The sequence below is a fragment of the Actinokineospora globicatena genome, assembly GCF_024171945.1.
Lineage (GTDB): Bacteria > Actinomycetota > Actinomycetes > Mycobacteriales > Pseudonocardiaceae > Actinokineospora > Actinokineospora globicatena.
Genome location: NZ_JAMTCR010000002.1, coordinates 2,918,243 through 2,939,375 on the forward strand (window position 1 = coordinate 2,918,243; position 21,133 = coordinate 2,939,375).

Here is a 21,133-nt window from a genome sequence, read left to right on the forward strand (position 1 = left end):
GTCTTGCGGCATCGACCGAACAAAGACTTCCGAGTAGGAGCCTGCGGTGGGCGTTGACTTGCGCGTAGCCATGCGGAACTTCGCCACCGGGGTGTGCGTGATGAGCACCAAGGTCGACGGTCCGGACGGGCCGGAGCACGACGCGGTGACCGTCAACTCGCTCACCTCCCTCTCGCTCGACCCGCCGCTGGTCTCGGTCTGCCTGCGCCAGGACTCGGTGTTCCTGGCGGACCTGCTGGTCAGCGGTAGTTGGGCACTATCCATTTTGGACATAGGGGCGTCCGACGTCGCCCGCGCGTTCGCCACCGGCCGCGACAACCGCAGGGCCGCGCTGGCCACGGTGTCGGCGGTGCCCGGCGAGCACACCGGGGCGCTGGTGCTCGACGGGCCCGGCTGGCTCGAGTGCGGGCTGCGCCAGGTCGTCGAGGTCGGTGACCACACGCTGCTCATCGGCGACGTGCTGGCCACCGGCAGCCAGGACCGGCGACCGCCCCTGGTTTTCCTGCACGGCGAGTACCACGCCGTTGGCGCAGGCGGCGCCAACCGGCACGACAGGGAGGTTCGCACCCGATGACGGCATCGCAGACCAGCGCCGAGTCGCACACCGGCGACGCGCAGACCAGCGCCGATCCGCAGACCACGGGCGCGGCGGCGGCGCTGGCCGCGGCCGAGGAGATCGTCGGCGCCGACCGGGTCACCAGGGGCGGACCGGGGGACAACACCGGGCTGTTCCGCCAGCGCGACACCGCGGCCACCGTCGCGCCGCGCACGGCCGAGCAGGCCCAGCGGGTCGTCAAGGCGTTCGCGGCCGCCGGGGGCGAGGTCTCGCTGCACGCCTACAGCACCGGGCGCAACTGGGGTCTCGGATCCCGGGAGTCCGCCACGGACAACGTCGTCGCGCTCGACCTGTCGGGACTGGACGCCATCCGCGACATCGACGTCGCCGCGGGCTGGGCCGTCGTGGAGCCTGGCGTCACCCAGGGCCACCTGGCCGGACTGCTCGCCGACACCGAGCGGATGGTCAACGTGACCGTCTCGACCGCGCACTCCAGCGTGCTCGGCAACGCGCTCGACCGCGGCGTCGGCCTGCGCCACCAGCGCGTGGAGGACCTCGTCGGGCTGGAAGTCGTGCTGCCAGACGGTGAACTCGTGCACGTCGGCTGGTGGCCGGAGGGTGACCGCAAGACGCCGGTCTACCCGCACACCCTGGGCCCGTCGCTGGTGCAGCTGTTCGTCCAGTCCAACCTGGGCATCGTCACCGGCGCGACCATCCGGCTGCTGGCGCGGCCCGAGGCGCTGCGCGTGGTGCGCCTCAACTACACCCCGGAGAACCTCGGCCCGGCCACCGCGCTGCTGCGCCGCTGGGTCGCGCAAGGACTCGCGTCCGGGGTGCCCAAGTTCTACAACCCCACCGCCGCGCGGGGCTACGGCAGCGCCCCCGGCCAGTTCCTCGCGCACGTCCCGGTCGACGGCACCGCGGCCTCGGTGGCCGCGCTCAGCGCGATCATCGCCGACGAGGCCGTCAAGTCCGGTGTGTTCACCGAGGTGTCCACCACCGACGCCACCGACCCCGACGCGCAGCACCACGAGGTCACCAGCCTCGTCGAGCGCTCCTACCTGGGCGACCCGGACGTCTCCGACCGGGTGTTCGAGCAGAAGATGGGCATGCGGGCCGACCAGCTCGACACCGACCTGGGCTTCCTGTTCTTCCTGCCGCTGCTGCCCTTCACCGCCGAGGCCGTGGTCACCGCCGAGCGGCTGCTCGGCCAGGTGCACGCCGAGACCGGGATCCTCGCGGGCGGCACCGGCAACGTGCTCGGCGACGACCTGGTCGACCTGGTGGTCGCCATGAAGTTCGACCGCGCGGACGCCCAGGCGGCGCACCGCGCGCTGGACCGGTTGTACGAACTGTTCGCCGAGCAGGGCTTCCTGCCCTACCGGCTCGACGTCGACCACCACGAGTGGATCGACCGGGTCGGGGGCCGACCGAGCGCGCGGGCGTTCGCCAGGCGGCTCAAGGACTCCCTCGACCCGACCGGGGTCATCGCGCCCGGTCGCTACCTCTAGGCCAGGAAGGGCACGCAATGACCATTGTCGACACCGTTGAGACCACCGCGCCGCTGACCGCGCAGGACGTCCTGGCCAGGGCCAGGGCCGCGGTGCCCCTGCTGCGCGAGCGCTCGGTGGACATCGAGCGCGAGCGCTGTCTGCCCGCCGACGTGGTGGAGCTGCTGCGCTCGACCGGCGCGTTCCGGGTCGCGCTGCCCAAGGACAAGGGCGGCCCCGAGCTCAACCCGATGGAGCAGACCCAGTTCATCGAGACGCTGGCCACCGGCGACGTCTCCGCCGCCTGGTGCGCCATGATCGGCATGGACACCCCGCTCTACGCCAAGTTCCTCGGCGAGGAGGTCTCCGCCGAGCTGTTCACCGACGACGACATGGTGACCGCGGGCCTGATCCTGCCCATCGGCCGCGCGGACCGGGTGCCCGGCGGGTTCCGGCTCAACGGCCGCTGGGGCTTCGGCAGCGGCATCACCCACGCCGACTGGGTCGTCGCGGGCGCCTTCGTGCACACCGACGGCGAGCCCGAGGCCAGCCCCACCGGGCAGCCGATGCACTGGCGGATCCTCATCGCCCGCCGCGACCAGTTCGTCGTGCACGACACCTGGCACACCACCGGCCTGGCGGGCAGCGGCAGCCGCGACTACGAGGCGGTGGACCTGTTCGTCCCCGAGGCGCACTCGTTCAGCTTCGCGACCGCCACGGTCACCGGCCCGAACTCCACCCCGGACGCGATCCTGCGCAACATGCCGGGCGTGCCGCTGGGCCTGGCCCGCGCCGCGCTCGACCACGTGCGCGACATCGCGGTCAACCGCACCGACCGGATGACCGGCGTGCCGTGGTCGGAGATCTACCGCATCCAGTACACCATCGCCGAGGCGGAGATGGAGCTCGGCGCGGTCCGCGAGCAGGTCTACGGCTCGCTGCGCACCCAGTGGGAGCTGCTCAACGCGGGCATCGAGCTCACCCCGGACCAGCGGGTGGCCACCGTGCTGGCGCGCACCAACGCCTACCGGGTCGCCCGCTCGATCGTCGTGAAGCTGTGCGACCTGGTCGCCACCAGCTCCATCTACAAGCCGTCCCCGCTGGACCGCTGGCTGCGCGACGCGCAGACCATGCGCCAGCACGTGATCGCCCAGGACCAGGTTCTGCAGTCGGTCGGCGCGCACCTGCTCGGCGGCACGCCCAGCAACCCGTTCAGCCTCGGGATCGTGCAGTAAGGACAGACCCGACGAAGCGCAACGGCCCCGCGAAGTTCATCGCGGGGCCGTTGCGCTGCTGCCGTCCCCGGCGGGAGGACGGCGGACCTCGTTGGTACTACTGGGCCATCACACCGGTGTCGCGGGGATCCCGTTCCCTGTATCGGTTCCGGGACGCTCCGCTGTCACCACGGGCTTCACCCTCCGACGATGACCTGCGGGTCGCCGGTGTACCAGACGTTGTCGATGGTCACGTGCTTGATGCGCCAGCGCTTCCCGTCGCGCACCAGGGTCGCGGCGTAGAGGTTCTTGAGCAGCGCGTGCCTGCTGTGGTCGGCGGCGGGCAGGTGCTGCGCCTCGACGATCGCCGACAGGCTCGCGGTGTCGCCGTCCACGCTGACCCGGGTGTTGGTCACGCTGTGCGTGGTGTGCAGCCGCGGGTCGAGCACGATGCCCGCGATCATCTCGATGCCCTCGAACAGCGGCACCTCCAGCCCGCACTTGGTGGCGGCCGGGCGGAAGTCGAACTCGGCGTCCGCGGTGAACGCGGACTCGAACAGCGCCCGGTCACCCAGGTCGCGGCCGAACGCGAAGCGGTGCAGGGTGTCGACGATCTCCTGCCGGTCCACCAGTTCCTGCAGCGCGGTCGCGCTGTCGGCGGCCAACGCGTTGTCGGTCGTGACGTACACGGTTCTCCTCATCCCATCGGGGTGTGTTGTTGACTGACTGTCCGGTGTGGAGGTCAGAACGCGGCGAGCTCGGCGAGCGCGGCCCGGCGCGGCTTTCCGGTGCGGGTCTTGGGGAACTCGCCGTCGGCCAGGTACACGACCCGGCTCGGGGCGAGCCCGTGCGCCTCCCGCACCCGGGAGCGGACGACGCCCTCGTCTGGTGCTCCCTCGACGAACAGCACCAAACCGTCCACGCCGGTCGTGGCCCCCACGGATCCCTTGCGGGCACCGGGGACCTCCGACACGGTGGCCTCGATCGCGCTCGCGTGGTGCACCGCGCCGCCGACGCGCAGCGCGCCCGCGGTGGTGCCGGTGATGACGAGCGACCCGTCGCGCACCACCGCGATGTCGCCGGTGTCGAGCCAACCGTCCTCGGTGAACGGTGTGGCCGTGCCGTCGACGTAGCCAGGGGTGACCGAGTCGCCGCGGACCTGCATCCGGCCCTCGGTCCCGATCGCGACGACGCCGTTGTCGTCCACGACGCGGACCGAGATCCCGGCGTGCGGCCTGCCCACCGGAACCGGGTCGGCGAGCGCGCCGGGGTCGACCCGGTGGTCGATGACGCCCGCCGAGGTCTCGGACATGCCCCAGCCGGGCCGCACCGCGGTCGCTGGGAGGCCGAACGGCGCCAGCGCCGCGGTGAACCGGCGGATCGTGGCGGCGCGCACCGGCTCGCCGCCGTTCATGACGTAGCGCAGGCCGGACAGGTCCCAGGTCCCGGTGCCCGCGCGCTCGGCCACCGCCTCCAGCGCGGAGGTGGTGCCCCAGGCGGCGGTCACGCCGAACCGGTCGGCGATGTCGAGCCAGCGCGCCGGGTCCGCGGTGATCCACAGCCGGTGCGCGTGCACCTGCGTGCAGGCCAGGTGGGTGTCGCGCAGGTGGAACATCACCAGGCCGCCGACGTGGTCGAGCGGCATGGAGTTGAAGGTGACCGCGTGCTCGTCGAGCCCGTTGTCCTCGATGGTGGCCGCCGACCGGCTCAGCACGTTGCGGTTGGTCAGCGGAACCGCCTTGGGCGCGCCGGAGCTGCCCGCGGTGGTGGTGAGCAGGACGGTGTCGTCGAGCTCGGCCTGCACCCAGTCCTTGTCGGGTGGGCCCTCGACCAGCGCGGACACCGGGCCCACCCAGCGCGGACCGCGCGGCAGCGGCTCGTCGGAGACCAGCCACCGGTACTCGGGCCCGAGCCCGGTCGGCGCCGAGCCGGTGGGCACGGCGACGAACCCGCCGAGCACGCAGGCCCAGAACGCGGTCACCAGCTCGCGGTTGTCCGCCTGGTGGACCACGACCCGCTCGCCGACCCGCACACCTGCCCGGCGCAGACCGCCGAGCACGCGCGAGGCGGCGTCGAGCAGGTCGGCGTAGGACAGCCGCGACTCGGTGCCGTCGGCGGCGATGAAGACGACGGCGGTCCCGATCGACCGGGCCGCCGCCCTGGTGAGCACCTCGCCGAGGCCGTGCGCGTCCAGTCGCGGGCTCGGCCCGCCGTGGATGACCGACAACTCCGACATGGAACCCTCCTTCTCCGCAGCAGTGCGGGGCGCGCCCGCAGGCGCGCCCCGCACTCCAGTGGGCTCTTAGGCGTCCGCGCGCTTCTTGCGCAGCGCCGAGACCAGGGTGGCCAGCAGCGTCAGCGCCGAGACACCCGTGATCACGTACATGCCGTTGTGGTAGCTGTCAATGGTGTTCGTCGCGCCCGCGCCGCCCTGGCCCGCGGCCATGGTGGCGGTGACCACGGCGAGCAGCAGCGCCGCACCGACCTGGTAGCCGGTCTGCAGCACACCCGCGGCCAGGCCCTGCTCCGAGTCGGCGACACCGCTGGTGGCCTGCACGTACGAGCCGGTGAACGACAGCGGGAAGGCGACGCCGATGAGCAGCATGGTGGGCAGCAGCACCGCCACGTAGCTGGAGTCGGTGTCGATGCGCAGGAAGGAGATGTAGGCCAGGGTGTAGGCCACGAAGCCGGCGAACATCATCCACTTCGGGCCGAACTTGCCCAGCAGGCCACCGGCGCGCGGAGCGATGATGGCGATGAGGATGCCGCAGGGCAGGAACGCCAGCGCCATCTCCAGCGGGGACCAGCCCCGGGTGTCCTGCAGGTAGAGCGAGCCGATGAACTGGAAGCTCATGTAGGTGCCCAGGATGGCCGCCGCGGTCAGCGCCGCGCCGATCAGGCCGCCGTTGCGCAGGAAGCCCAGGCGGATCAGCGGGTTGGCGGTGTTGCGCTCGATGAGCACGAAGGCCACGACCAGCACGATGACGCCCGCGAACTGCAGCAGCGTCTGCGCCGAGACCCAGCCGACCTCGGGGGCGCGCACGATGGTGAAGACCAGCAGCAGCATGGCGCCGGTCACGCTGATGGCGCCGGGGATGTCGTAGTGGCGCTTGCCGGTGGCGGCCTCGTCCTTGCGGACCAGGACGGAGGCGCCGACGAGGATGGCGAGCGCGATCGGCACCGGCAGCAGGAAGGTCCAGCGCCAGCCGATCTCGGTGAGCAGACCACCGGCGACCAGGCCGAGGGAGAAGCCGAACGCGCCGCAGGCGGTGTAGATGGCGACGGCCTTGTTGCGCGCGGAGCCCTCGGGGAACTGGGTCAGGATGATCGCCAGACCCGCGGGCGCGGTGAACGCCGCGGCGACACCCATGACGAACCGGGCCGCGATGACCAGGAACCCGTCGGTGGCCAGGCCGCCGATCAGCGAGGCGATGCCGAAGATGGCCACGGCCACCAGGAACACCTTGCGCCTGCCGACCAGGTCGGCCATCCGGCCGCCGAGCAGCAGGAACCCGCCGAAGCCGAGCACGTAGGCGCTGACCACCCACTGCACCGACGAGGTGGACATGCCCAGCTCCTGCTGGATGGGCGGCACCGCGATGCCGACCATGGCGTTGTCCAGCGCGTCGAGGAACATGGCGCTGCACAGCACGATCAGGGTGGCCCAGAGCTTGCCACTCCACTTCTCGCCGTCGGTGGCCTTCGGCTCGGTCACCTCGGACTTCGGGTCCACCACCGGCGGCGGCGTCTCCTGCGGCGTCGCTTCCTGTGACGCGGTCATGGCTTTTCCCCACTCCAGGTTGAACTACAGGGTCTCGGGCGCGAACATTTTTTGAACTTGAGGTACAAAACTCCCGCGCGGTCAGCCGCCCTGATGACCGTGCGGGGGTGCGGTCAGATCGCCATGATCGCGGCGTCGATCGCGGCGTCGAACCGGGAGCGGTCGACCCTGGCCTTGGCCAGGACGCGCAGCCCGATCATGGTGCTCTGCATCAGGCAGGCCAGCGCCTTGGGGTCCTTCTCGGCCGCGATCTCGCCCGCCTGCTGCGCGGCGATGAACGCCGTGTGCAGCACCGCCTGCGACGAGTCGAACGACCGACCGAGCAGCCGGGCGGCGTGCTCGTCGTGCGGCCCCATCTCCACCGCGCTGTTGACCACCAGGCAACCGCACCGGTCCGGGTCCGCCAGGTCGGCGTCGACAAAACCGGTGAGCATCGCCCTGATGCGGTCGCGGATGGGTCCCCCGGTGTCGAGCACGGCCCTGAGCTCGTGCAACGACACCCCCGCGTAGTGCTCCAGGCTGCGCAGGAACAGCTCGTGCTTGCTGCCGAAGGTGTTGTACAGGCTGCCCTTGCCGATCCCGATGCTGTCGGCCAGGTCCTGCGGGGAGGTCTCGGCGTAACCGTTGACCCGAAAGGTCTCGGCGGCCTGCGCCACCGCCCGATCAGGGTCGAATTTCCGGGGTCTCCCCATGGTCGGGAACGGTAGACTGTTTTAGACCTTGAGGTCAAGTATTCGGCGAGGAGAGCGCTCATGACCTACACCTTCAGCGACCGACCCGGGTGGGACGCGATGTTCCGGCAGGGCGAGCTGACGCTGGGGCTGATGTACCCGCTGGAGTCCTACAGCGGCGCCGTTCCCCGGCTCGACGTCGCCGAGCAGGTGGAGCAGTCGGTGCTGGCCGACCAGCGCGGGTTCGCCGCGCTCTGGGCGCGCGACGTGCCGCTGCTGGACCTGTCCTTCGGCGACGGCGGGCAGCTCTACGACACGTGGGTCTGGCTGACCCACATCGCGGCCAAGACCAGCCGGATCGCGCTGGCCACCGGCTCGACCGTGCTGCCGCTGCGCAACCCGATCGACATCGCCAAGGCCGCCGCCTCGCTCGACCAGCTCAGCGGCGGGCGGCTGGTCATCGGCGCGGCCACCGGCGACCGGGGCGTGGAGTTCCCGGCTTACGGCCTCAACCGCGACCACAGCGGCGAGCTGTTCCGCCAGTCGGTCACCACCATCCGGCGGCTGTGGGGCGAGGACTTCCCGGACGTGGACTCCGTCTACGGCACCCTGCGCGGCACCGACCTGCTGCCCAAGCCGGTCGGGCGGCGGGTCCCGCTGCTGGTCACCGGCAACAGCCGCCAGGACGTCGAGTGGATCGCCGAGCACGGCGACGGCTGGCTGATGTACCCGCGCCCGGTCGTGCAGCAGCGGATGATCACCACCGCCTGGCAGCAGGCCACCCCGGAGTGGAAGCCGTTCGCCCAGTCGCTCTACATCGACCTCGAGGAGGACGCCAACGGCGTGCCCAAGCCCATCCACCTGGGCTTCCGCTCCGGCTGGAAGGCGCTGCTCGACCACCTGGGCCAGCTGCACGACATCGGCGTGAACCACGTGGCGATCAACCTCAAGTACGGCCGCAGGCCCGCGCCCGAGGTGTTGCAGGAGATCGCGGAGAACGTGCTGCCACACTTCCCGACCGTTTTCCCGGAGACGGCGAAGGTCCACTAGGGGTCCCCACCGGGTCGGGGCAGCGGGGTTCCCCGACCCGGTTCGGCATTCGGCGGACGTGGCGGCCGTCACTGTCCGCGAATGCGAATGCGCGTGCACGACCGGTCGATTCCCGGGTATTTCCGCACGTCGTGAAAAGAACTACGCGCTATCGCGGCCGGTGGTGCCCGGGTTGTGTGAACCTCCGAAAGGAAGTGCCGCGAGGAGGTCCTGTTCCCGATTTCGCCTGGCGACGACCTGGAGGCCGACCGGGCACCCGTCGGCGTCGAACCCGGCGGGCACGCTGGCGGCCGGGTGGCCGGTCAGGTTGAACAGCCAGGTGAGCGCGGTGCTCATCCGCGCGCCCGGCCCGTCGTGCCCGTGCGGCGGGTTCGGGGTGGTCGGGGTGAGGACGAGGTCCGCCTGGTCGAACACCACCGCGAGCCGCCGCCGGTTCTCCGCGATGTCGACAGGTCTGCCCGCTCGGTGGTCGAACCACGCCCGCTCGGGGTCGAGGAGGTCGACAGGCACGTCGATCAGGGGAAGCCGGACCGCCGCCCTGGCGATGGCGGCTTGCTCGGGGTCGGTGTCGGCGAACCCGAGGGTGTCCGACCAGGCGGCCGTGGGTGCGGTTGGCTCCAGGTCGCGGCCGAGCAGGACCTCCAGGCACACCTTGGTGTCTGCCGCCGACCTGGTCAGGAACCCGGGCGCGACAAGGGTGTCCGACGTGACCTTGACCCCGGTGGTCCCGCACCAGGCCGCCGGGATCCGGATCGACCCGGCCCCGTCGGCGCCGGTGGTGATCGGCACGATGCCCGCCGCCACGGCCGCCGCCGACCCCGCGGACGACCCGCCGGGTGACCGGTCGGCGTGCCACGGGTTCTTGGTGAGCCCCCGGTCCGTCCGCCCCCAGGTGCGCCAGGCCGGTCCCGGTCCGGGCACGCTCGTGCTCCCCAGCACGACGCATCCGGCCGCCACCAAGGCTTTCCCGGCCCTCCGCTCACCCACCTTGACCCCGATGGGCACTCCGGCCAGCGGCAGCACCTCACCCGCGCTTACTCGCTGGTCGACCGCCCGCGCGTGCTCGACCACCTGGTCGGCGTCGACCCGCTGGAAGGCGTTGATCCGCCCGTCCACGGCTCGCAGTGCGCCCAGTGCCATCCTGGCCACCTCGACCGCGGAAACCTGCCCGCTGGTCACCATTCGGGCGATTGCCAGACCCGAGGCGGCGGTGTAGTCAGCGAGCATCAGTCATTGTCCACTGTGGTCAGTCGGTCGTTGTTGACCATTCGGGCGATTGTCGTGGCGGGTGGAGCGGTGTAATCGGCGATCGGGTCTATCCGTCCACTGTGTCCAGTCCGGCGGGGCTTGGTGCCGGGCTTGGATCCCATCACACCTGCTCGTGGGTGCTCTGTCCGGCAGTTGTGGCGGGTCTGACAACCAGCGGGATCGATCTGGCGTTGTAGCGGGTGCGCGGCGAAGGGCGCCGCACGAGCTGGGGAGATGGCGCATGAGAGATCGACCTGGACGGGGTCGGATGGGGGTCGCCGCCGCCGTGGCGCTGGCGGCGGCGATCGCGATGGGGCCGGTGGCCGAGGCCGAGGCGCGAGCGGCTCCGGTCGCGGTCGCGGCGGCGGGGCAGCGGGGGCAGGTGACGCTGGTGACCGGTGATCACGTGACCCTGGTGGGCAAGCACGCCACCGTCCGGCCTGGTCCCGGGCGTCGGCACGTCACGTTCGTGCAGCGGCTCGACGAGCGCGGCGACGTCAACGTGTTCCCCTCCGACGTGGTCGCCGACATCGGCGCGGGCAAGCTGGACCGGCGGCTGTTCGACGTCACCGCCCTGGTGCGCGACGGGTTCGACGACCGCACGAGCAAGGCGACCCCGCTGATCGTCACCTACGACGGCGCCGCGCCGAGGATCGCGGGCGAGGCGCGGGCGCTGCCCAGCATCGGTGGCGCTTCCTTTGCGCTGCCCAAGGGAACCCCGCTGGGCACCACCCGGTCCGCCGGGTTCGCCAAGGTGTGGCTCGACGGCAAGGTCACCGCGTCGCTGGACCGCAGCGTGCCGCAGATCGGGGCGCCCGAGGCGTGGCGGTCCGGGCTGACCGGCAAGGGCGTCAAGGTCGCCGTGCTCGACACCGGGATCGACACGACCCACCCCGACCTGGCGGGCGCCGTCGTGCTGTCGCGCGACTTCAGCGGCTCGGCCGACGCCGACGACCGGATCGGCCACGGCACCCACGTCGCGGCCACCATCACCGGTTCCGGCCGCTACCAGGGGGTCGCGCCGGACAGCGCGCTGCTCAACGGCAAGGTCCTCGGCGACAACGGCGACGGCAGCGAGTCCGACGTCATCGCGGGCATGGAGTGGGCCGCGGCCGAGGGGGCCGCCGTGATCAACCTGAGCCTCGGCTCCAACCGGCCCTCCGCCGGGGACGACCCGGCCTCGCTCGCGGTCAACCGGCTCACCGCCGAGACCGGCGCGCTGTTCGTCGTCTCGGCGGGCAACTCCGGCGGCGAGATGGGCGCACCCGCGGCGGCCGACGCGGCGTTGACCGTGGGCGCGGTCGACCGCACCGACGCACTCGCGCCGTTCTCGTCCCGTGGACCCAGGTTCCGCGACGGGGCGATCAAGCCGGACATCACCGCGCCCGGTGTCGGCATCGTCGCCGCCCGCGCCGCCAACGGCCAGATCGGCGACCCGGTGGGGGACAAGCACGTCGCGCTCTCGGGCACGTCGATGGCCGCACCGCACGTCGCGGGCGCGGCGGCACTGCTGGCCGGTCAGCACCCGGACTGGAAGGCCGACCGGCTCAAGGCCGCGCTCGTCGGCACCGCCAAGCCCAACCCCGCGCTGACCCCGTTCGAGCAGGGCGGCGGCCGGGTCGACGTCGCGCGCGCGACCACCCAGCCGGTCACCGCCGACGCGGCGTCGCTGAGCCTCGGTCTCGCCCGGTGGCCGCACCACGACGACCCCGTCATCACGCGCACCCTGACCTACCGCAACACCGGCACCGCACCTGTGACGCTCGAAGTCGACGTGCCCGGACAGCCCGCCGGGCTGTTCACCGTGTCGCCGTCGCGGGTCGTGGTTCCCGCCGGCGGGCAGGCTTCGGTGCGGGTCAGCGCCGACACCAAGGTGCCCGCCGCGGAGAAGGTCCACGTGGGGGCCGTCGTCGCCACCGGTGGGACGGCCGTCGTCCGCACCCCGATCGCGGTCGACAAGGAGGTGGAGAGCTACGACGTCACCGTCGAGTTCAAGGACCTGCCCAGTGAGGTCTTCGGCCACGTGTACTGGCTCACGGACCTGAACCAGCCGCGGGGCTTCATCAACTTCGACAGCCCCGCCAGCTCCGTCACGCGGGTCCCGAAGGGCACCTACTACTTCGACGGCCACTCGATCGGCGAGGTGGTGGTCGCGGCCTACGAGCCCAACCTCGTGGTCGCCAAGGACGTGACCTTGGTCCTCGACAGCGCCAAGAGCAAGCGGGTCGAGTACTCGGTCGACCGCCCGGACGCCGAGGCCGGAGCGGCGGAGTCCCTCTTCCAGGTGACCACGTCGTGGGGCACCACGGGGAGCGGCATCGGCGGGCCGGACTTCGACTTCGTGCGCTTCATCCCGTCGACGACGTCAGCCCCGAAGGACAAGGCGACCTTCACCCTGCGCGGCCGGTTCGCCAAGCCGGACGGCGAAGGCGGGTTCGTGGGCAGCCCTTACCAGTACGGCGTCGGCGTCGTGTACCCCGGCCGCGTCCCCGCTGACCTCAAGCGGCACTTCCGCGACCGCGACCTCGTCAGCGTGCGCACCGAGGCGGCCGCCCAGGGCAAGGGCGCCGTCGGCACGTTCAGCGACCTCACCCGGCTGCCGCTACCGGCCCGGCTCGACCAACGCTACAGCCCGGACCTGCCCTGGTACGACTCGTTCACCCAGGGGACGTCGGTGTACGAGCCGGACGCCGTCCAGGTGGCCGACGAGCCCACGGTCTACCGGCGCGGCGAGACTGCCGTGCAGCGGTGGAACACGGGGGTGTTCGCGGCGTCGCTGCCAGACTCCCCGTACGCCGGGGTGTTCCGGATGGGCGATGAGGTCGCCGCCGATATCCCGCTCTACGCGGACCAGGAACCCAAGCACTCGGGGTACTCGCGCGTGGCGGTGGGCAGCACGGAGCTCTACCGGGACGGCGAGCTGGTGACCAAGAGCGAGTGGCCCGGGTCCGCTCGCGCGGTAGTCCCACCTGGCAAGGGTTCTTACCGGTTGCGCACTGAGGCAACGCGAGGGGCGCCGTTCGAGCTGACCACGAAGCAGAGTGCTGAGTGGACATTCACCTCCGAGCACACCACCGGTGACGTGCCCAGCCGCGTCAAACTGCCTGTCGTGCGGTTCGCGCCGCCGTTGGACGACTACAACCAGGCCAAGGCAGGGCGTCTGTTCGTCCTCCCCGTCTACACCCAGCGCTCCGGTGAGGCTGGGGTCTCCACCCCGACCGTGCAGGTCTCTTACGACGATGGCGCTACCTGGCGTCCGGCGCCGGTTGTCGCCAACGGGGACAAGTCGTTCGCGCTGCTGTACCACCCGGCGGGAGCCAAGTTCGTCTCTCTCAAGGCAACGGCGAAGGCTGTTGACGGCGCGACCGTCGACCAGACCATCATCCGTGCCTACGGGTTGAAGTAGTTGCTAGGGGCTGCGGTCGGCCGTGGTGGTCGACCGCAGCTCTTACGTTGTCGCGCTGAGCACCGATCGGTCCAAGGGCCAACGGGTAGCGGTGACGGCGGGCAGCGTGAACGTGAAGCGTGAACCGCCCGCCGGGTTGTCGGTGGCGGTGATGGTGCCGCCGTGGCGTTCCACGATCCGTTTGCAGATGGCGAGCCCCAGGCCCGTGCCCGCGTAGTCGGCCGTGTGGTGGGCGCGGTGGAAGTTGTCGAAGATCGCGTCGTGCTGGCCGGTCGGGATGCCGATGCCGTTGTCGATCACCGTCACCCGCACCACGTCACCCCGCCTGGTCGCGGCGATGTGCAGCCGGGGCGTGACACCCGGCGCGGTGTACTTGATCGCGTTGCCGATGAGGTTGTCCATCAGCTGGCGCACCAGAACCAGGTCGGCGTGCACCGGCTCCAGCGACTCTATGAAGAACTCCGGCACTGGGGCGTCAGAGGCTAGAGCCGTGTCAGTGCGCGCGGCGACGATGTCGTCGACCAGCACAGTCAGGTCTACCGATACCGGTGCCATGACGGCGTCCCGCGTGGTCGTGTACGCCAAGAGGTCGCTGATGAGCCCGCGCATCCTGGTCGCCGCGCGGGTGACTCGTCCCAGGCCGGCCTGGGCGCGGTCTAGGGCCGGGGGAACGGCGTCCAGCGACTCACTCGCTGCGTCAGTCCAACCTTGCACCACGGTCAGCGGGCTCAAGAGGTCGTGCGCGACCACACCTGCGAAGGTCGCCAGTTCGTCGCGGTGACGGCGCTCAGCGGTGACGTCGTGGAACAGCAGGACGACACTGTCGTGGCCGTGCCCGTCGGGGAGCGCGGTGGCGTTAACGCTGACGATGCGCCCACCCGGGACACCGTCGTTGCGGATCAAGATGTCCATCTCGTGCACGTCGTGCCCCGCCAGCACCTGCGCGTGGGGCATGTCCTCGTTCGCCACGGGAGTGCCGTCCAAGTGGAACACTCCATAGTGCTCACTGTCGCGCACCGTGTCATCCGGGCTGACAACACCACCCATCAGGCGGGCGGCAGCGGGGTTGCGCAGGGTGATCCGGCCGTCGGCGTCCACCACCGTGAGGCCGTCGCCCATGGAGTCGATGACGGCGCGCATCAGCTCGGCCCGCCGGGTCGCGTCCTGCTGGCTGGCGGCCAGTTCGCGCAGCAGCGCCGCCCGCTCGTCACGCCCGAGCGCGAGCGCCAGGCCGACCACGGCCACCAGGGCGATGAACAACTGGACGATCAGCGCCTTCGCCGCGTGCGGGCCGACGGAGGCGAACGGCCCGTCCCCGCGCAGCGTGTAGACGACCGCGATCGTGCCGACGGTGAGGTTGTGCACCACGACGAAAGTGGTGGAGAGCCGGTTCGCCGCCCACACGGTCAGCGTGATGAGCGCGAAGGCCAGCGGCAGCGTGTGGTTGATGCCGAAGACGAACAGGTAGGCGACCAGCGACCCGAGCGCGACCGCCAGGTACTCGCCGGTCCGCCACGGGGAGGTCCGCGCCAGCCGGGCCCTGGCCGCCGCCACCCAGCCCGGGGTGGTGACCGCGCGGCCCGCGAACAGCCCGAGCGCGCCGACCAGCAGGATCCCGGCGGTGTTGCGGGCCAGCCACACCGCGGCGGCCATCCACGAGTACTGCCCGGTGATCAGCCACAGCGCGGTCGGGCCGATGGCGACACCGCTGAGGGTGGCCAGCGCCGCCGCGCCGAGCAGGCCCCACAGGTCGCGGGGGCCGATGGCGGAGCCGCGCGTCCAGAGACCGGGGTTCCAGCGCGCGAGCAGCACGACGAACACGCCCGCCTGGATGAGGTTGGCGGCGACCGCGACGACGGCCAGGCCGAGGTTCGCGCCGGTGGCCATGTTGACCGAGACGGTGATGGCGGCCAGGACCGAGGCGTCCACCCACAGGGTCCGGACGTGGCGCTGCACGCAGAACCAGAGCACGGCCACGCCCGCGGCGGGCCAGACCATGCTCAGGTTCGTGCTGTCCATCGCCGTGCGACTCCGCGCCCACCGCGGTCGCCACCCTCGGTGACATGGTTCTGACCCTGGAACGCTGCGGGACGGTCCGTCGTGACGGCGTGGTGCAACGGCGGCTGGAGGATCCGTCGGGCTTCCTTCGGCAGGTAGGGCAGACCGTCGTCGCAGGTACACAGAGCGGGACGCTGGTCGACGCTCTCACCGGCTGTTCGCTTTACCGGCACTAGTCAGGCTTGACGAGCTCGTCGACGTTCTTGGGTCACATCGCGCTAGGGACCAGTACGGGCGAGGTAGTTGTGCTCACCGCGGGCTTCCAGCACACCGCGACGCTCGACTTGGACGGCAGCCCACTTACGGATGTCGCGGTGGCTGGCGGGGTTCTGTTCGCCCTATCGGCCGACGGCAGTGCCACCTGGTGGGATGTGTCGACGGGCGAACAGTTGGGCCACAAGCGTGGTGTGTTGGCGAACGCCTGCATCGCCCTACCGGACAACCGGTTCGCGACGGTCGGCCCAGAACTACGACTCTGGTCGGAGTCGGAGGTCGCCGTCGTCCCGACCGCACGCCCGCTCACCACGCTGGCGGTGTCCGCCGACGGCATGCTTATCGCCGCAGGTTCCCCTACCGGCCCACTCGCGGTGTACGACCTACCTACGCGTCAGTGGGTCACAGTGCCCATCGCGGCCATCGCCGCCCTGCACTACGCCACTGATCGCTTCCTCGCCTGCACGACCGACGGCCGCTTGCGCGAGATCCCCGCAGACACTCTGTTCTAGCGCGGAGCTCTAGCCGCGGACCCCGGGAGCGGCATGGCTCCCGGGCCCCGCGTGCACTTAGTGCGCCAGCGCCTCTTGCTCGTAAGGGGTCTTCTCGCCCGCCTCTACCGGGAACGGCAGCTGGTTGCCCTCTGGCGGCAACGGGCACGTCGCGTAGGCCGTGAACGCGCACGGCAGGTTCACCGCGCGGTTGAAGTCGAGCACCACCGTGCCGTCCTCGTCCGGGTCGGGCACCTCCAGCGACCGGTTCGCCGCGTAGGTCGTCACACCGCTGGTGGCGTCGGTGAACAGGACGCTGAACCCGCCCTTCTTCCCGTTGAACGCCGTCAGCGTGTGCTCCGCGCCGTCGACGGTGAACCGGATGACCCCCGGCGCGGTGTAGACGTGCGTCAGCCCCGCCACCACGGCACCCACCGTCGTCGGGCGCGGCTCGTCGAACGGCTCGTACACCCCGCGCAGCACCCACGCCGGGTCCGGCTCGTAGGCGGGCACGCCGCGGAAGGCCGCCAGCACCTCCGCCGCCGGGTCGTGCACCCGGATCAGGTAGCCGCCGCGCCGCGCGACCTCCACCTCGACCGACCCGGCCACCACCCGCGTCCCGGCGCCGCTTGGCACCAGCTCGAACCGGGTGACCTCGGTGATCGCCGCCCCGCCGTGCGCCAGCTCACCGCCAGCCGGGTCGACGTAGGCGGCGTCGGCGTCCTGCCACCACAGCCCCGGCAGCCCGGGGTAGGCGGTGGGCTCCTCGGTCAGCCAGTCCAGCGACACCAGCGCCAGCCAGCCGACCGGATCGGCCAGTCCGCGCTCCCGCTCGGCCTTCCACGCCTGCCACTGCGCCGCGAACTCGTCGGTGCTCATTGCGGTACCCGTCCCTTCCCTGGCTGGTCGAACCTCGTCCCCAGCCAATAGCCCCCCGGCGCCACCCGCTATTCCGGCTCCCACATCGCGGGAGCTCAGAACCGGGGCACGGCGACGGCGGTGTAGGTGGTGGTCGGGGTCGGCGGGGTGGAGAACCGCGCGTTGACGGCGTAGAGCCTGCTCCCGTACGCGGCGACGGTGGTGGCCACGTCGAACCGGTGGTCGGTCAACCGCCGCTCGACGACCCCAGTCGACCCATCCGCCGCGAGCCCGACCTTCGCGATCCGGTTGCTGCCGTTCTCGACGACGTAGAGGTCCCGCCCCAGCCGCAGCAGCCCGTCGTTGCCCACCACACTGCCGCCACCGAGGTCGACCGCCTTCGCCACCCCGGTCGCCGGGTCGACGCGGAACAACTTGCCGGACGAGGTGTGCCCCACGATCAACGCCCGCCCATCCGGCGTCGTCGCGATCCCGTTGGCGTTGAACGAGTTCGGCGTGTTCTGCCACTCCCCGGCCAACGGCACGGTCACCGCCGCCGCGGGCAGTTCCCCACCACGCCCCAGCGGCAACTTGTAGAGCTGCGCCTGGAACGAGTCCGTCACCCACACCGCGTCCTTGGTGATGACCACGTCGTTGAGGAACCCGCCGTTGGCCACCGCGTACCGCGCCAACACCCCGCCGTCGCGGGTGTCCACCACCCGGATCTCACCACTACCACCGGCGACGAACAGCCGGTGCCGCCCCGAATCCACCTTCAACCCCACCGACGGCGTCCCCGCGGGCCCGCTCAACTCCCGCCCCCGCCCCGTCCGCAGATCCACCCGCTGGATCCGCCCATCCGCCAACGACCCGAAATACGCCACCGCCTCCTCCCCGATCGCGATCCCCTCCGGCCTGAACCCATCCGGCAACCCCAACACCTCAGGCCACCCCCTGCCGGTGCCACTCCCCACGCTCCCTTCAGCCGGAACCCCACCTCCCACGACCGCGACAGCCGCCAACAACCCCGCCACCACCCGCATCCACCTCGTCATCCCCCGAGTCTGGCCCACCCGGCCCCCACCGCCAGACCACCACCTGAGTGACACCATCCCCAGAACTCCCCACCCCTTCTCCCCATAACGGTAGCCCGCACCACATCCACAGTTGTTCTCCGGACGTTGACGATTGATCACCTCGCGCTTTGTCGCGAGCACCGCCGGTTCCGAGTGGAGTAGCCTGCGCGCACAGGGCGGAGGTGGAAGATGTGGATCCCGGATCCGTCGCAGGCCAGCGAATTCTCGATCGACCCGCGCGAGACCGCCAACGAGGACGGGATGCGCATCTCCGACTGGACGACCGACGTCCAGTCGATCAGGGACTTCTTGTCCTCGCGCCTGCCGTGAGCGGTCGCCTGGAGGCCGGGATACTGGCCCTGCTGAAGGCGTCGCCGATCACCAGGGAGTCGGTTCGGCGTGATGTGGTCGAGTTGGTCTACGCGGGCGAGCCGGGGCTCGCGTTCGAGTGCCTGTGCTCGTGGTTGTACGAGGACGAACTGCCACTGACCCAGAAGTACTACGAGCGACTCCTGCCGGTAGCAGAGTTCCTCGACGTGCCGCACGCGATCAACAAGTTGATCGAGTTCGTGGAGAGCCGGAGTAGGCGTCTGGGTGTCAGCACGGGGAGCGGTGCTCGAGGGGCGCACGTAGTGGATCAAGGAGGTCGCGATGGCAGATGACGCGCTTCGGCGGTTGGTGGACGTGCGACCGGGCGAACTCCGACTGCGGCAAGCGATCGTCCTGGATTGGCACGACGGTCCGCAGGAAGGCTTCCTGGGGTTTGCCGACTCTGACTCGCGTTGGCACTTCCGCAGCTTCGCGCACCAGCACAACCCGGATGGTCTAGACGATCGCCTCTACCTGCTCTCGGCGGTGCCGTCCGAGCTGGTGGGTGAGTTCGCGGCCGTGCTGTCGGAGGAAGCTGAGTCCAGGTCTCCGGTGTGGGTTCCACGCTGGGAGTTCTCCGGACCCGACCAACTCGAGAAGGTCGAAGGTGTCCTTGCGGCCGCCATGGCCCAGGTCGGCCACCCAATAGCCGTGCTCGAGTCCGCTGATCTGGTCCACATAAACAGAATCTGGCCGATCGACGTGGCGATCGAGTTCGCCGCCAAGCAACAACCCGTGGGAGGGGCCTGCGTTGCTGGTTGTTGAGTAGGGTTGCGCTAACGAGGCTGGGGAGCTGGGGACGAAGAGGTGGGGAATATCCGCCATCGCTGCGACTGTGGCGGTGGGGTTGTGACGGTCATCGTGGCGTTGCCGGGGGAGGCTGAGGTGGATCCTCGGGCGTACCCGGGGAGCAGGCCCGGGTTCACTTTGGCCGACCTGGAGCGGATATCCGTGATGTCGCTGCCGGAGTGCGCGCGGACGCGGCTGCGGTACTACATCGAGCCGATGTTCGCCGACAGCGTGGCGTTCGACTTCGTTGCCACGCCGGAGTGTGTCGACCAGTTCTTCGCGGGGTTTGGTGCTGACGCGACAAAACCGGACTTTCCGGAGTTTCGCGGCATATACGTCTCCGCTTCCGGCGTCGACTGGCATCTGGAGCCCGACGCTCGGCTGGAAGGTTTCGCTCAGGTGCTGCGCGGTCCACAATGGGATGAACAGGTCGATGTCTACGTGGACCGATCCGGCGAGCCGCACGTGTACGTCAAGACGATAACCCTGGGCTGAGTAGTTCCACGGATGTCGCCGCGGGGGAGTGCCGTGCGAGAGTGTCCGGGTGGTGGAGACTGGGGAGCCCGCCGCGCCTGTGAGGCGTGGGGTGTGGCTGGCGTTGGCGCAGGTCGGGTTGGCCGGGGTGGTCGGCGGGGTGTTGGCCTTGCTGGGGACCGGGGTCGTGGTCGCCATGGTGTTCGGCGGCAGTTCGATGGGCTACCTCGCGGCGTTGGTGCTGTTCGTGTTGCTCGTCGCGTTGCTGATGGCGGTGTCGCGGGTGGCGCCGGAAGCATCGTTGCTCACCCGGACCCGCGGCGGACGCCTGTTCTGGGGTGTGGCGGTTGGGGGCGCGGGCTTCGGCTTGTGGTTGCTCGCGTGGCAGATCAGCGATGAGGCTGGCTTGGGGTTCAGCAAGTTCCCGCTGCTCAGCGTCGTGCCGTTCACGCTGGTGGCCGGTGTCCTCTTGCGACGCTGGTACCTCGCGCTCGGCTTCCTCGCGGTGTCGGTCACGCTCGCCCTCGTGACGCTGCACGCCCTCGCGGCGGCACTTCCGTCCGATGTGGACCAACGACTGGCGGCCGCGCAGCTGACCCGCGAGTCGATCGTGGTGACCTCCGTGCCCGGCTACCACGCGTTGCCCCAGCTGAAGTCGTGGCAGCTGGAACCCGACGGCGCCGACCCGTACCCGCTGTCGCCCTACGTCACCCTGTACTCACTGGTGGACACGCCGGGCCCGGACTGCGCCTTCGACGAGTCCGATTCCCGGTTCCCAGCCGTGCTGACCTGCACCGCCGAGCGCCCCGGCCTCGCGTACATCGACGGCGCCGCGGTCACCAACGCCTACATCCACCGCGTCGCGGGCACCCAGCTGCTGCTCACGGCCCCCAAGTACGTCGACCGCGCCGTCCTGCGCGACGCCATCCTGACCGTCCGCGCCACTGACCCGCCGGGCACCTTCACCACCACCATCCCCGGCTACACGGTCGAATCGGCGAACCCCAGCGGCACGTCCTTCATCCCCGACGACCGGACCCTGCTCCCCGGCTCCGGCACCATCCAGGTCCACACCAGACCGGCACCCACCAGTGACGACTGCCCCTCGACCTGCGAGCGCGAAACCCCCACCCTGCGCTACGAACGCGACGCCTACACCCACCAGTACGTCCAGCGGGCCAGCACCCTGGAGATCATCGTCCAAGGTGGACTAGCCGTCCCCCGCGACACCCTCCGCACCGCCACCCAAACCGCCCACCCCGCCACCGACGACGACCTCCGCCTCGTCCTGCCGCCCGCACCCCCCTCCCGAACCCAAAGCCACTCACCCCTCGAATCCATCCGCTCCCTGGCCCGCACCCTCTTCGGCCCTTAGCGACTACGCGAAGG

Annotated in this window: 20 protein-coding genes; 12 read left to right on the plus strand and 8 right to left on the minus strand. The window is 70.8% G+C overall.

Translation table 11 applies throughout. The features are described 5' to 3' along the window. Positions 1 to 46 precede the first annotated feature (46 nt). The 3 genes from LV79_RS12960 to LV79_RS12970 are packed head-to-tail and all read left to right on the plus strand — an operon-like array spanning position 47 to position 3,281. Positions 47 to 574, plus strand: a complete 528-nt coding sequence (locus LV79_RS12960; protein WP_253835408.1) for a flavin reductase family protein — start codon at positions 47 to 49, stop codon at positions 572 to 574. Next, positions 571 to 2,067, plus strand: coding sequence for an FAD-binding oxidoreductase (locus LV79_RS12965; protein ID WP_253835409.1), 1,497 nt, complete (start codon positions 571 to 573; stop codon positions 2,065 to 2,067). Before LV79_RS12960 ends, LV79_RS12965 begins: the two co-directional genes overlap by 4 nt. Before the next feature lie 17 nt (positions 2,068 to 2,084). Next, positions 2,085 to 3,281: an acyl-CoA dehydrogenase family protein gene (locus LV79_RS12970; protein WP_253835410.1), complete on the plus strand. Its 1,197-nt coding sequence runs from the start codon at positions 2,085 to 2,087 to the stop codon at positions 3,279 to 3,281. A gap of 176 nt (positions 3,282 to 3,457) precedes the next feature. Here the strand turns inward: LV79_RS12970 and LV79_RS12975 are convergent, their stop codons facing one another. The 4 genes from LV79_RS12975 to LV79_RS12990 all read right to left on the minus strand — a co-directional run bounded on the left by LV79_RS12975 (position 3,458) and on the right by LV79_RS12990 (position 7,733). Then, the gene (locus LV79_RS12975) at positions 3,458 to 3,949 is read right to left on the minus strand and encodes a nuclear transport factor 2 family protein (protein ID WP_253835411.1); all 492 of its coding nucleotides are present in this window, start codon (positions 3,947 to 3,949) and stop codon (positions 3,458 to 3,460) included. Between the two features lie 53 nt (positions 3,950 to 4,002). After that, positions 4,003 to 5,496, minus strand: coding sequence for an AMP-binding protein (locus tag LV79_RS12980; RefSeq protein ID WP_253835412.1), 1,494 nt, complete (start codon positions 5,494 to 5,496; stop codon positions 4,003 to 4,005). A 66-nt stretch (positions 5,497 to 5,562) separates the two neighbouring features. Then, positions 5,563 to 7,041, minus strand: a complete 1,479-nt coding sequence (locus tag LV79_RS12985) for an MFS transporter (RefSeq protein WP_253835413.1) — start codon at positions 7,039 to 7,041, stop codon at positions 5,563 to 5,565. A gap of 113 nt (positions 7,042 to 7,154) precedes the next feature. Continuing rightward, the gene (locus tag LV79_RS12990) at positions 7,155 to 7,733 is read right to left on the minus strand and encodes a TetR/AcrR family transcriptional regulator (protein WP_253835415.1); all 579 of its coding nucleotides are present in this window, start codon (positions 7,731 to 7,733) and stop codon (positions 7,155 to 7,157) included. Positions 7,734 to 7,793: 60 nt separating this feature from the next. Here LV79_RS12990 and LV79_RS12995 point away from each other — a divergent pair, with 60 nt between their 5' ends. Next, the gene (locus LV79_RS12995) at positions 7,794 to 8,762 is read left to right on the plus strand and encodes an LLM class oxidoreductase (protein ID WP_253835417.1); all 969 of its coding nucleotides are present in this window, start codon (positions 7,794 to 7,796) and stop codon (positions 8,760 to 8,762) included. Between the two features lie 141 nt (positions 8,763 to 8,903). Here the strand turns inward: LV79_RS12995 and LV79_RS13000 are convergent, their stop codons facing one another. Continuing rightward, complete coding sequence (locus tag LV79_RS13000; RefSeq protein WP_285469943.1) at positions 8,904 to 9,989, minus strand: amidase family protein; 1,086 nt, start codon at positions 9,987 to 9,989, stop codon at positions 8,904 to 8,906. A gap of 262 nt (positions 9,990 to 10,251) precedes the next feature. Here LV79_RS13000 and LV79_RS13005 point away from each other — a divergent pair, with 262 nt between their 5' ends. Then, positions 10,252 to 13,416 carry a S8 family serine peptidase gene (locus LV79_RS13005; protein WP_253835419.1) on the plus strand — a complete coding sequence of 1,055 codons (3,165 nt, stop codon included), beginning with the start codon at positions 10,252 to 10,254 and terminating at the stop codon, positions 13,414 to 13,416. Between the two features lie 42 nt (positions 13,417 to 13,458). Here the strand turns inward: LV79_RS13005 and LV79_RS13010 are convergent, their stop codons facing one another. Further along, positions 13,459 to 15,435, minus strand: a complete 1,977-nt coding sequence (locus LV79_RS13010; RefSeq protein WP_253835421.1) for a sensor histidine kinase — start codon at positions 15,433 to 15,435, stop codon at positions 13,459 to 13,461. A 44-nt stretch (positions 15,436 to 15,479) separates the two neighbouring features. Here LV79_RS13010 and LV79_RS13015 point away from each other — a divergent pair, with 44 nt between their 5' ends. Further along, on the plus strand, positions 15,480 to 15,650 hold the full coding sequence (locus tag LV79_RS13015) for a hypothetical protein (RefSeq protein WP_253835423.1): 171 nt from the start codon (positions 15,480 to 15,482) through the stop codon (positions 15,648 to 15,650). A 69-nt stretch (positions 15,651 to 15,719) separates the two neighbouring features. Further along, a complete protein-coding gene (locus LV79_RS13020; RefSeq protein WP_253835425.1) occupies positions 15,720 to 16,199 on the plus strand; it encodes a WD40 repeat domain-containing protein in 480 nt (159 codons plus the stop codon). Between the two features lie 57 nt (positions 16,200 to 16,256). Here LV79_RS13020 and LV79_RS13025 read toward each other — a convergent pair whose 3' ends face one another. Together LV79_RS13025 and LV79_RS13030 are read right to left on the minus strand one after the other, a co-directional pair. After that, on the minus strand, positions 16,257 to 17,057 hold the full coding sequence (locus LV79_RS13025) for a DUF1684 domain-containing protein (RefSeq protein WP_253835427.1): 801 nt from the start codon (positions 17,055 to 17,057) through the stop codon (positions 16,257 to 16,259). Positions 17,058 to 17,152: 95 nt separating this feature from the next. After that, entirely contained in the window at positions 17,153 to 17,977 is an 825-nt protein-coding gene (locus LV79_RS13030; protein ID WP_253835428.1) for an SMP-30/gluconolactonase/LRE family protein, read from the minus strand. Positions 17,978 to 18,301: 324 nt separating this feature from the next. Here LV79_RS13030 and LV79_RS13035 point away from each other — a divergent pair, with 324 nt between their 5' ends. From LV79_RS13035 to LV79_RS13055, 5 genes are all read left to right on the plus strand, one after another. Beyond that, positions 18,302 to 18,442, plus strand: a complete 141-nt coding sequence (locus LV79_RS13035) for a hypothetical protein (protein ID WP_253835430.1) — start codon at positions 18,302 to 18,304, stop codon at positions 18,440 to 18,442. Then, positions 18,439 to 18,774 (plus strand): MafI family immunity protein, encoded by a 336-nt coding sequence (locus LV79_RS13040; RefSeq protein WP_253835432.1) that lies wholly within the window; start codon positions 18,439 to 18,441, stop codon positions 18,772 to 18,774. The genes LV79_RS13035 and LV79_RS13040 overlap by 4 nt, the downstream gene beginning before the upstream one ends. Beyond that, entirely contained in the window at positions 18,764 to 19,246 is a 483-nt protein-coding gene (locus LV79_RS13045) for a hypothetical protein (protein ID WP_253835434.1), read from the plus strand. Before LV79_RS13040 ends, LV79_RS13045 begins: the two co-directional genes overlap by 11 nt. Positions 19,247 to 19,330: 84 nt before the next feature. Then, a complete protein-coding gene (locus LV79_RS13050; protein ID WP_253835436.1) occupies positions 19,331 to 19,765 on the plus strand; it encodes a hypothetical protein in 435 nt (144 codons plus the stop codon). A gap of 79 nt (positions 19,766 to 19,844) precedes the next feature. Then, positions 19,845 to 21,119 (plus strand): hypothetical protein, encoded by a 1,275-nt coding sequence (locus tag LV79_RS13055; RefSeq protein ID WP_253835437.1) that lies wholly within the window; start codon positions 19,845 to 19,847, stop codon positions 21,117 to 21,119. Positions 21,120 to 21,133: the final 14 nt, after the last annotated feature.

Excerpts from the sequence above, each read along its gene's own strand:
- LV79_RS12965 (WP_253835409.1), top strand. The coding sequence starts at position 571 with ATGACGGCATCGCAGACCAGCGCCGAGTCGCACACCGGCGACGCGCAG.
- LV79_RS12970 (WP_253835410.1), top strand. The coding sequence starts at position 2,085 with ATGACCATTGTCGACACCGTTGAGACCACCGCGCCGCTGACCGCGCAG.
- LV79_RS12980 (WP_253835412.1), bottom strand. The coding sequence starts at position 5,496 with ATGTCGGAGTTGTCGGTCATCCACGGCGGGCCGAGCCCGCGACTGGAC.
- LV79_RS12985 (WP_253835413.1), bottom strand. The coding sequence starts at position 7,041 with ATGACCGCGTCACAGGAAGCGACGCCGCAGGAGACGCCGCCGCCGGTG.
- LV79_RS12990 (WP_253835415.1), bottom strand. The coding sequence starts at position 7,733 with ATGGGGAGACCCCGGAAATTCGACCCTGATCGGGCGGTGGCGCAGGCC.
- LV79_RS12995 (WP_253835417.1), top strand. The coding sequence starts at position 7,794 with ATGACCTACACCTTCAGCGACCGACCCGGGTGGGACGCGATGTTCCGG.
- LV79_RS13000 (WP_285469943.1), bottom strand. The coding sequence starts at position 9,989 with ATGCTCGCTGACTACACCGCCGCCTCGGGTCTGGCAATCGCCCGAATG.
- LV79_RS13005 (WP_253835419.1), top strand. The coding sequence starts at position 10,252 with ATGAGAGATCGACCTGGACGGGGTCGGATGGGGGTCGCCGCCGCCGTG.
- LV79_RS13010 (WP_253835421.1), bottom strand. The coding sequence starts at position 15,435 with ATGGACAGCACGAACCTGAGCATGGTCTGGCCCGCCGCGGGCGTGGCC.
- LV79_RS13015 (WP_253835423.1), top strand. The coding sequence starts at position 15,480 with ATGGTTCTGACCCTGGAACGCTGCGGGACGGTCCGTCGTGACGGCGTG.
- LV79_RS13025 (WP_253835427.1), bottom strand. The coding sequence starts at position 17,057 with ATGAGCACCGACGAGTTCGCGGCGCAGTGGCAGGCGTGGAAGGCCGAG.
- LV79_RS13035 (WP_253835430.1), top strand. The coding sequence starts at position 18,302 with ATGTGGATCCCGGATCCGTCGCAGGCCAGCGAATTCTCGATCGACCCG.
- LV79_RS13045 (WP_253835434.1), top strand. The coding sequence starts at position 18,764 with ATGGCAGATGACGCGCTTCGGCGGTTGGTGGACGTGCGACCGGGCGAA.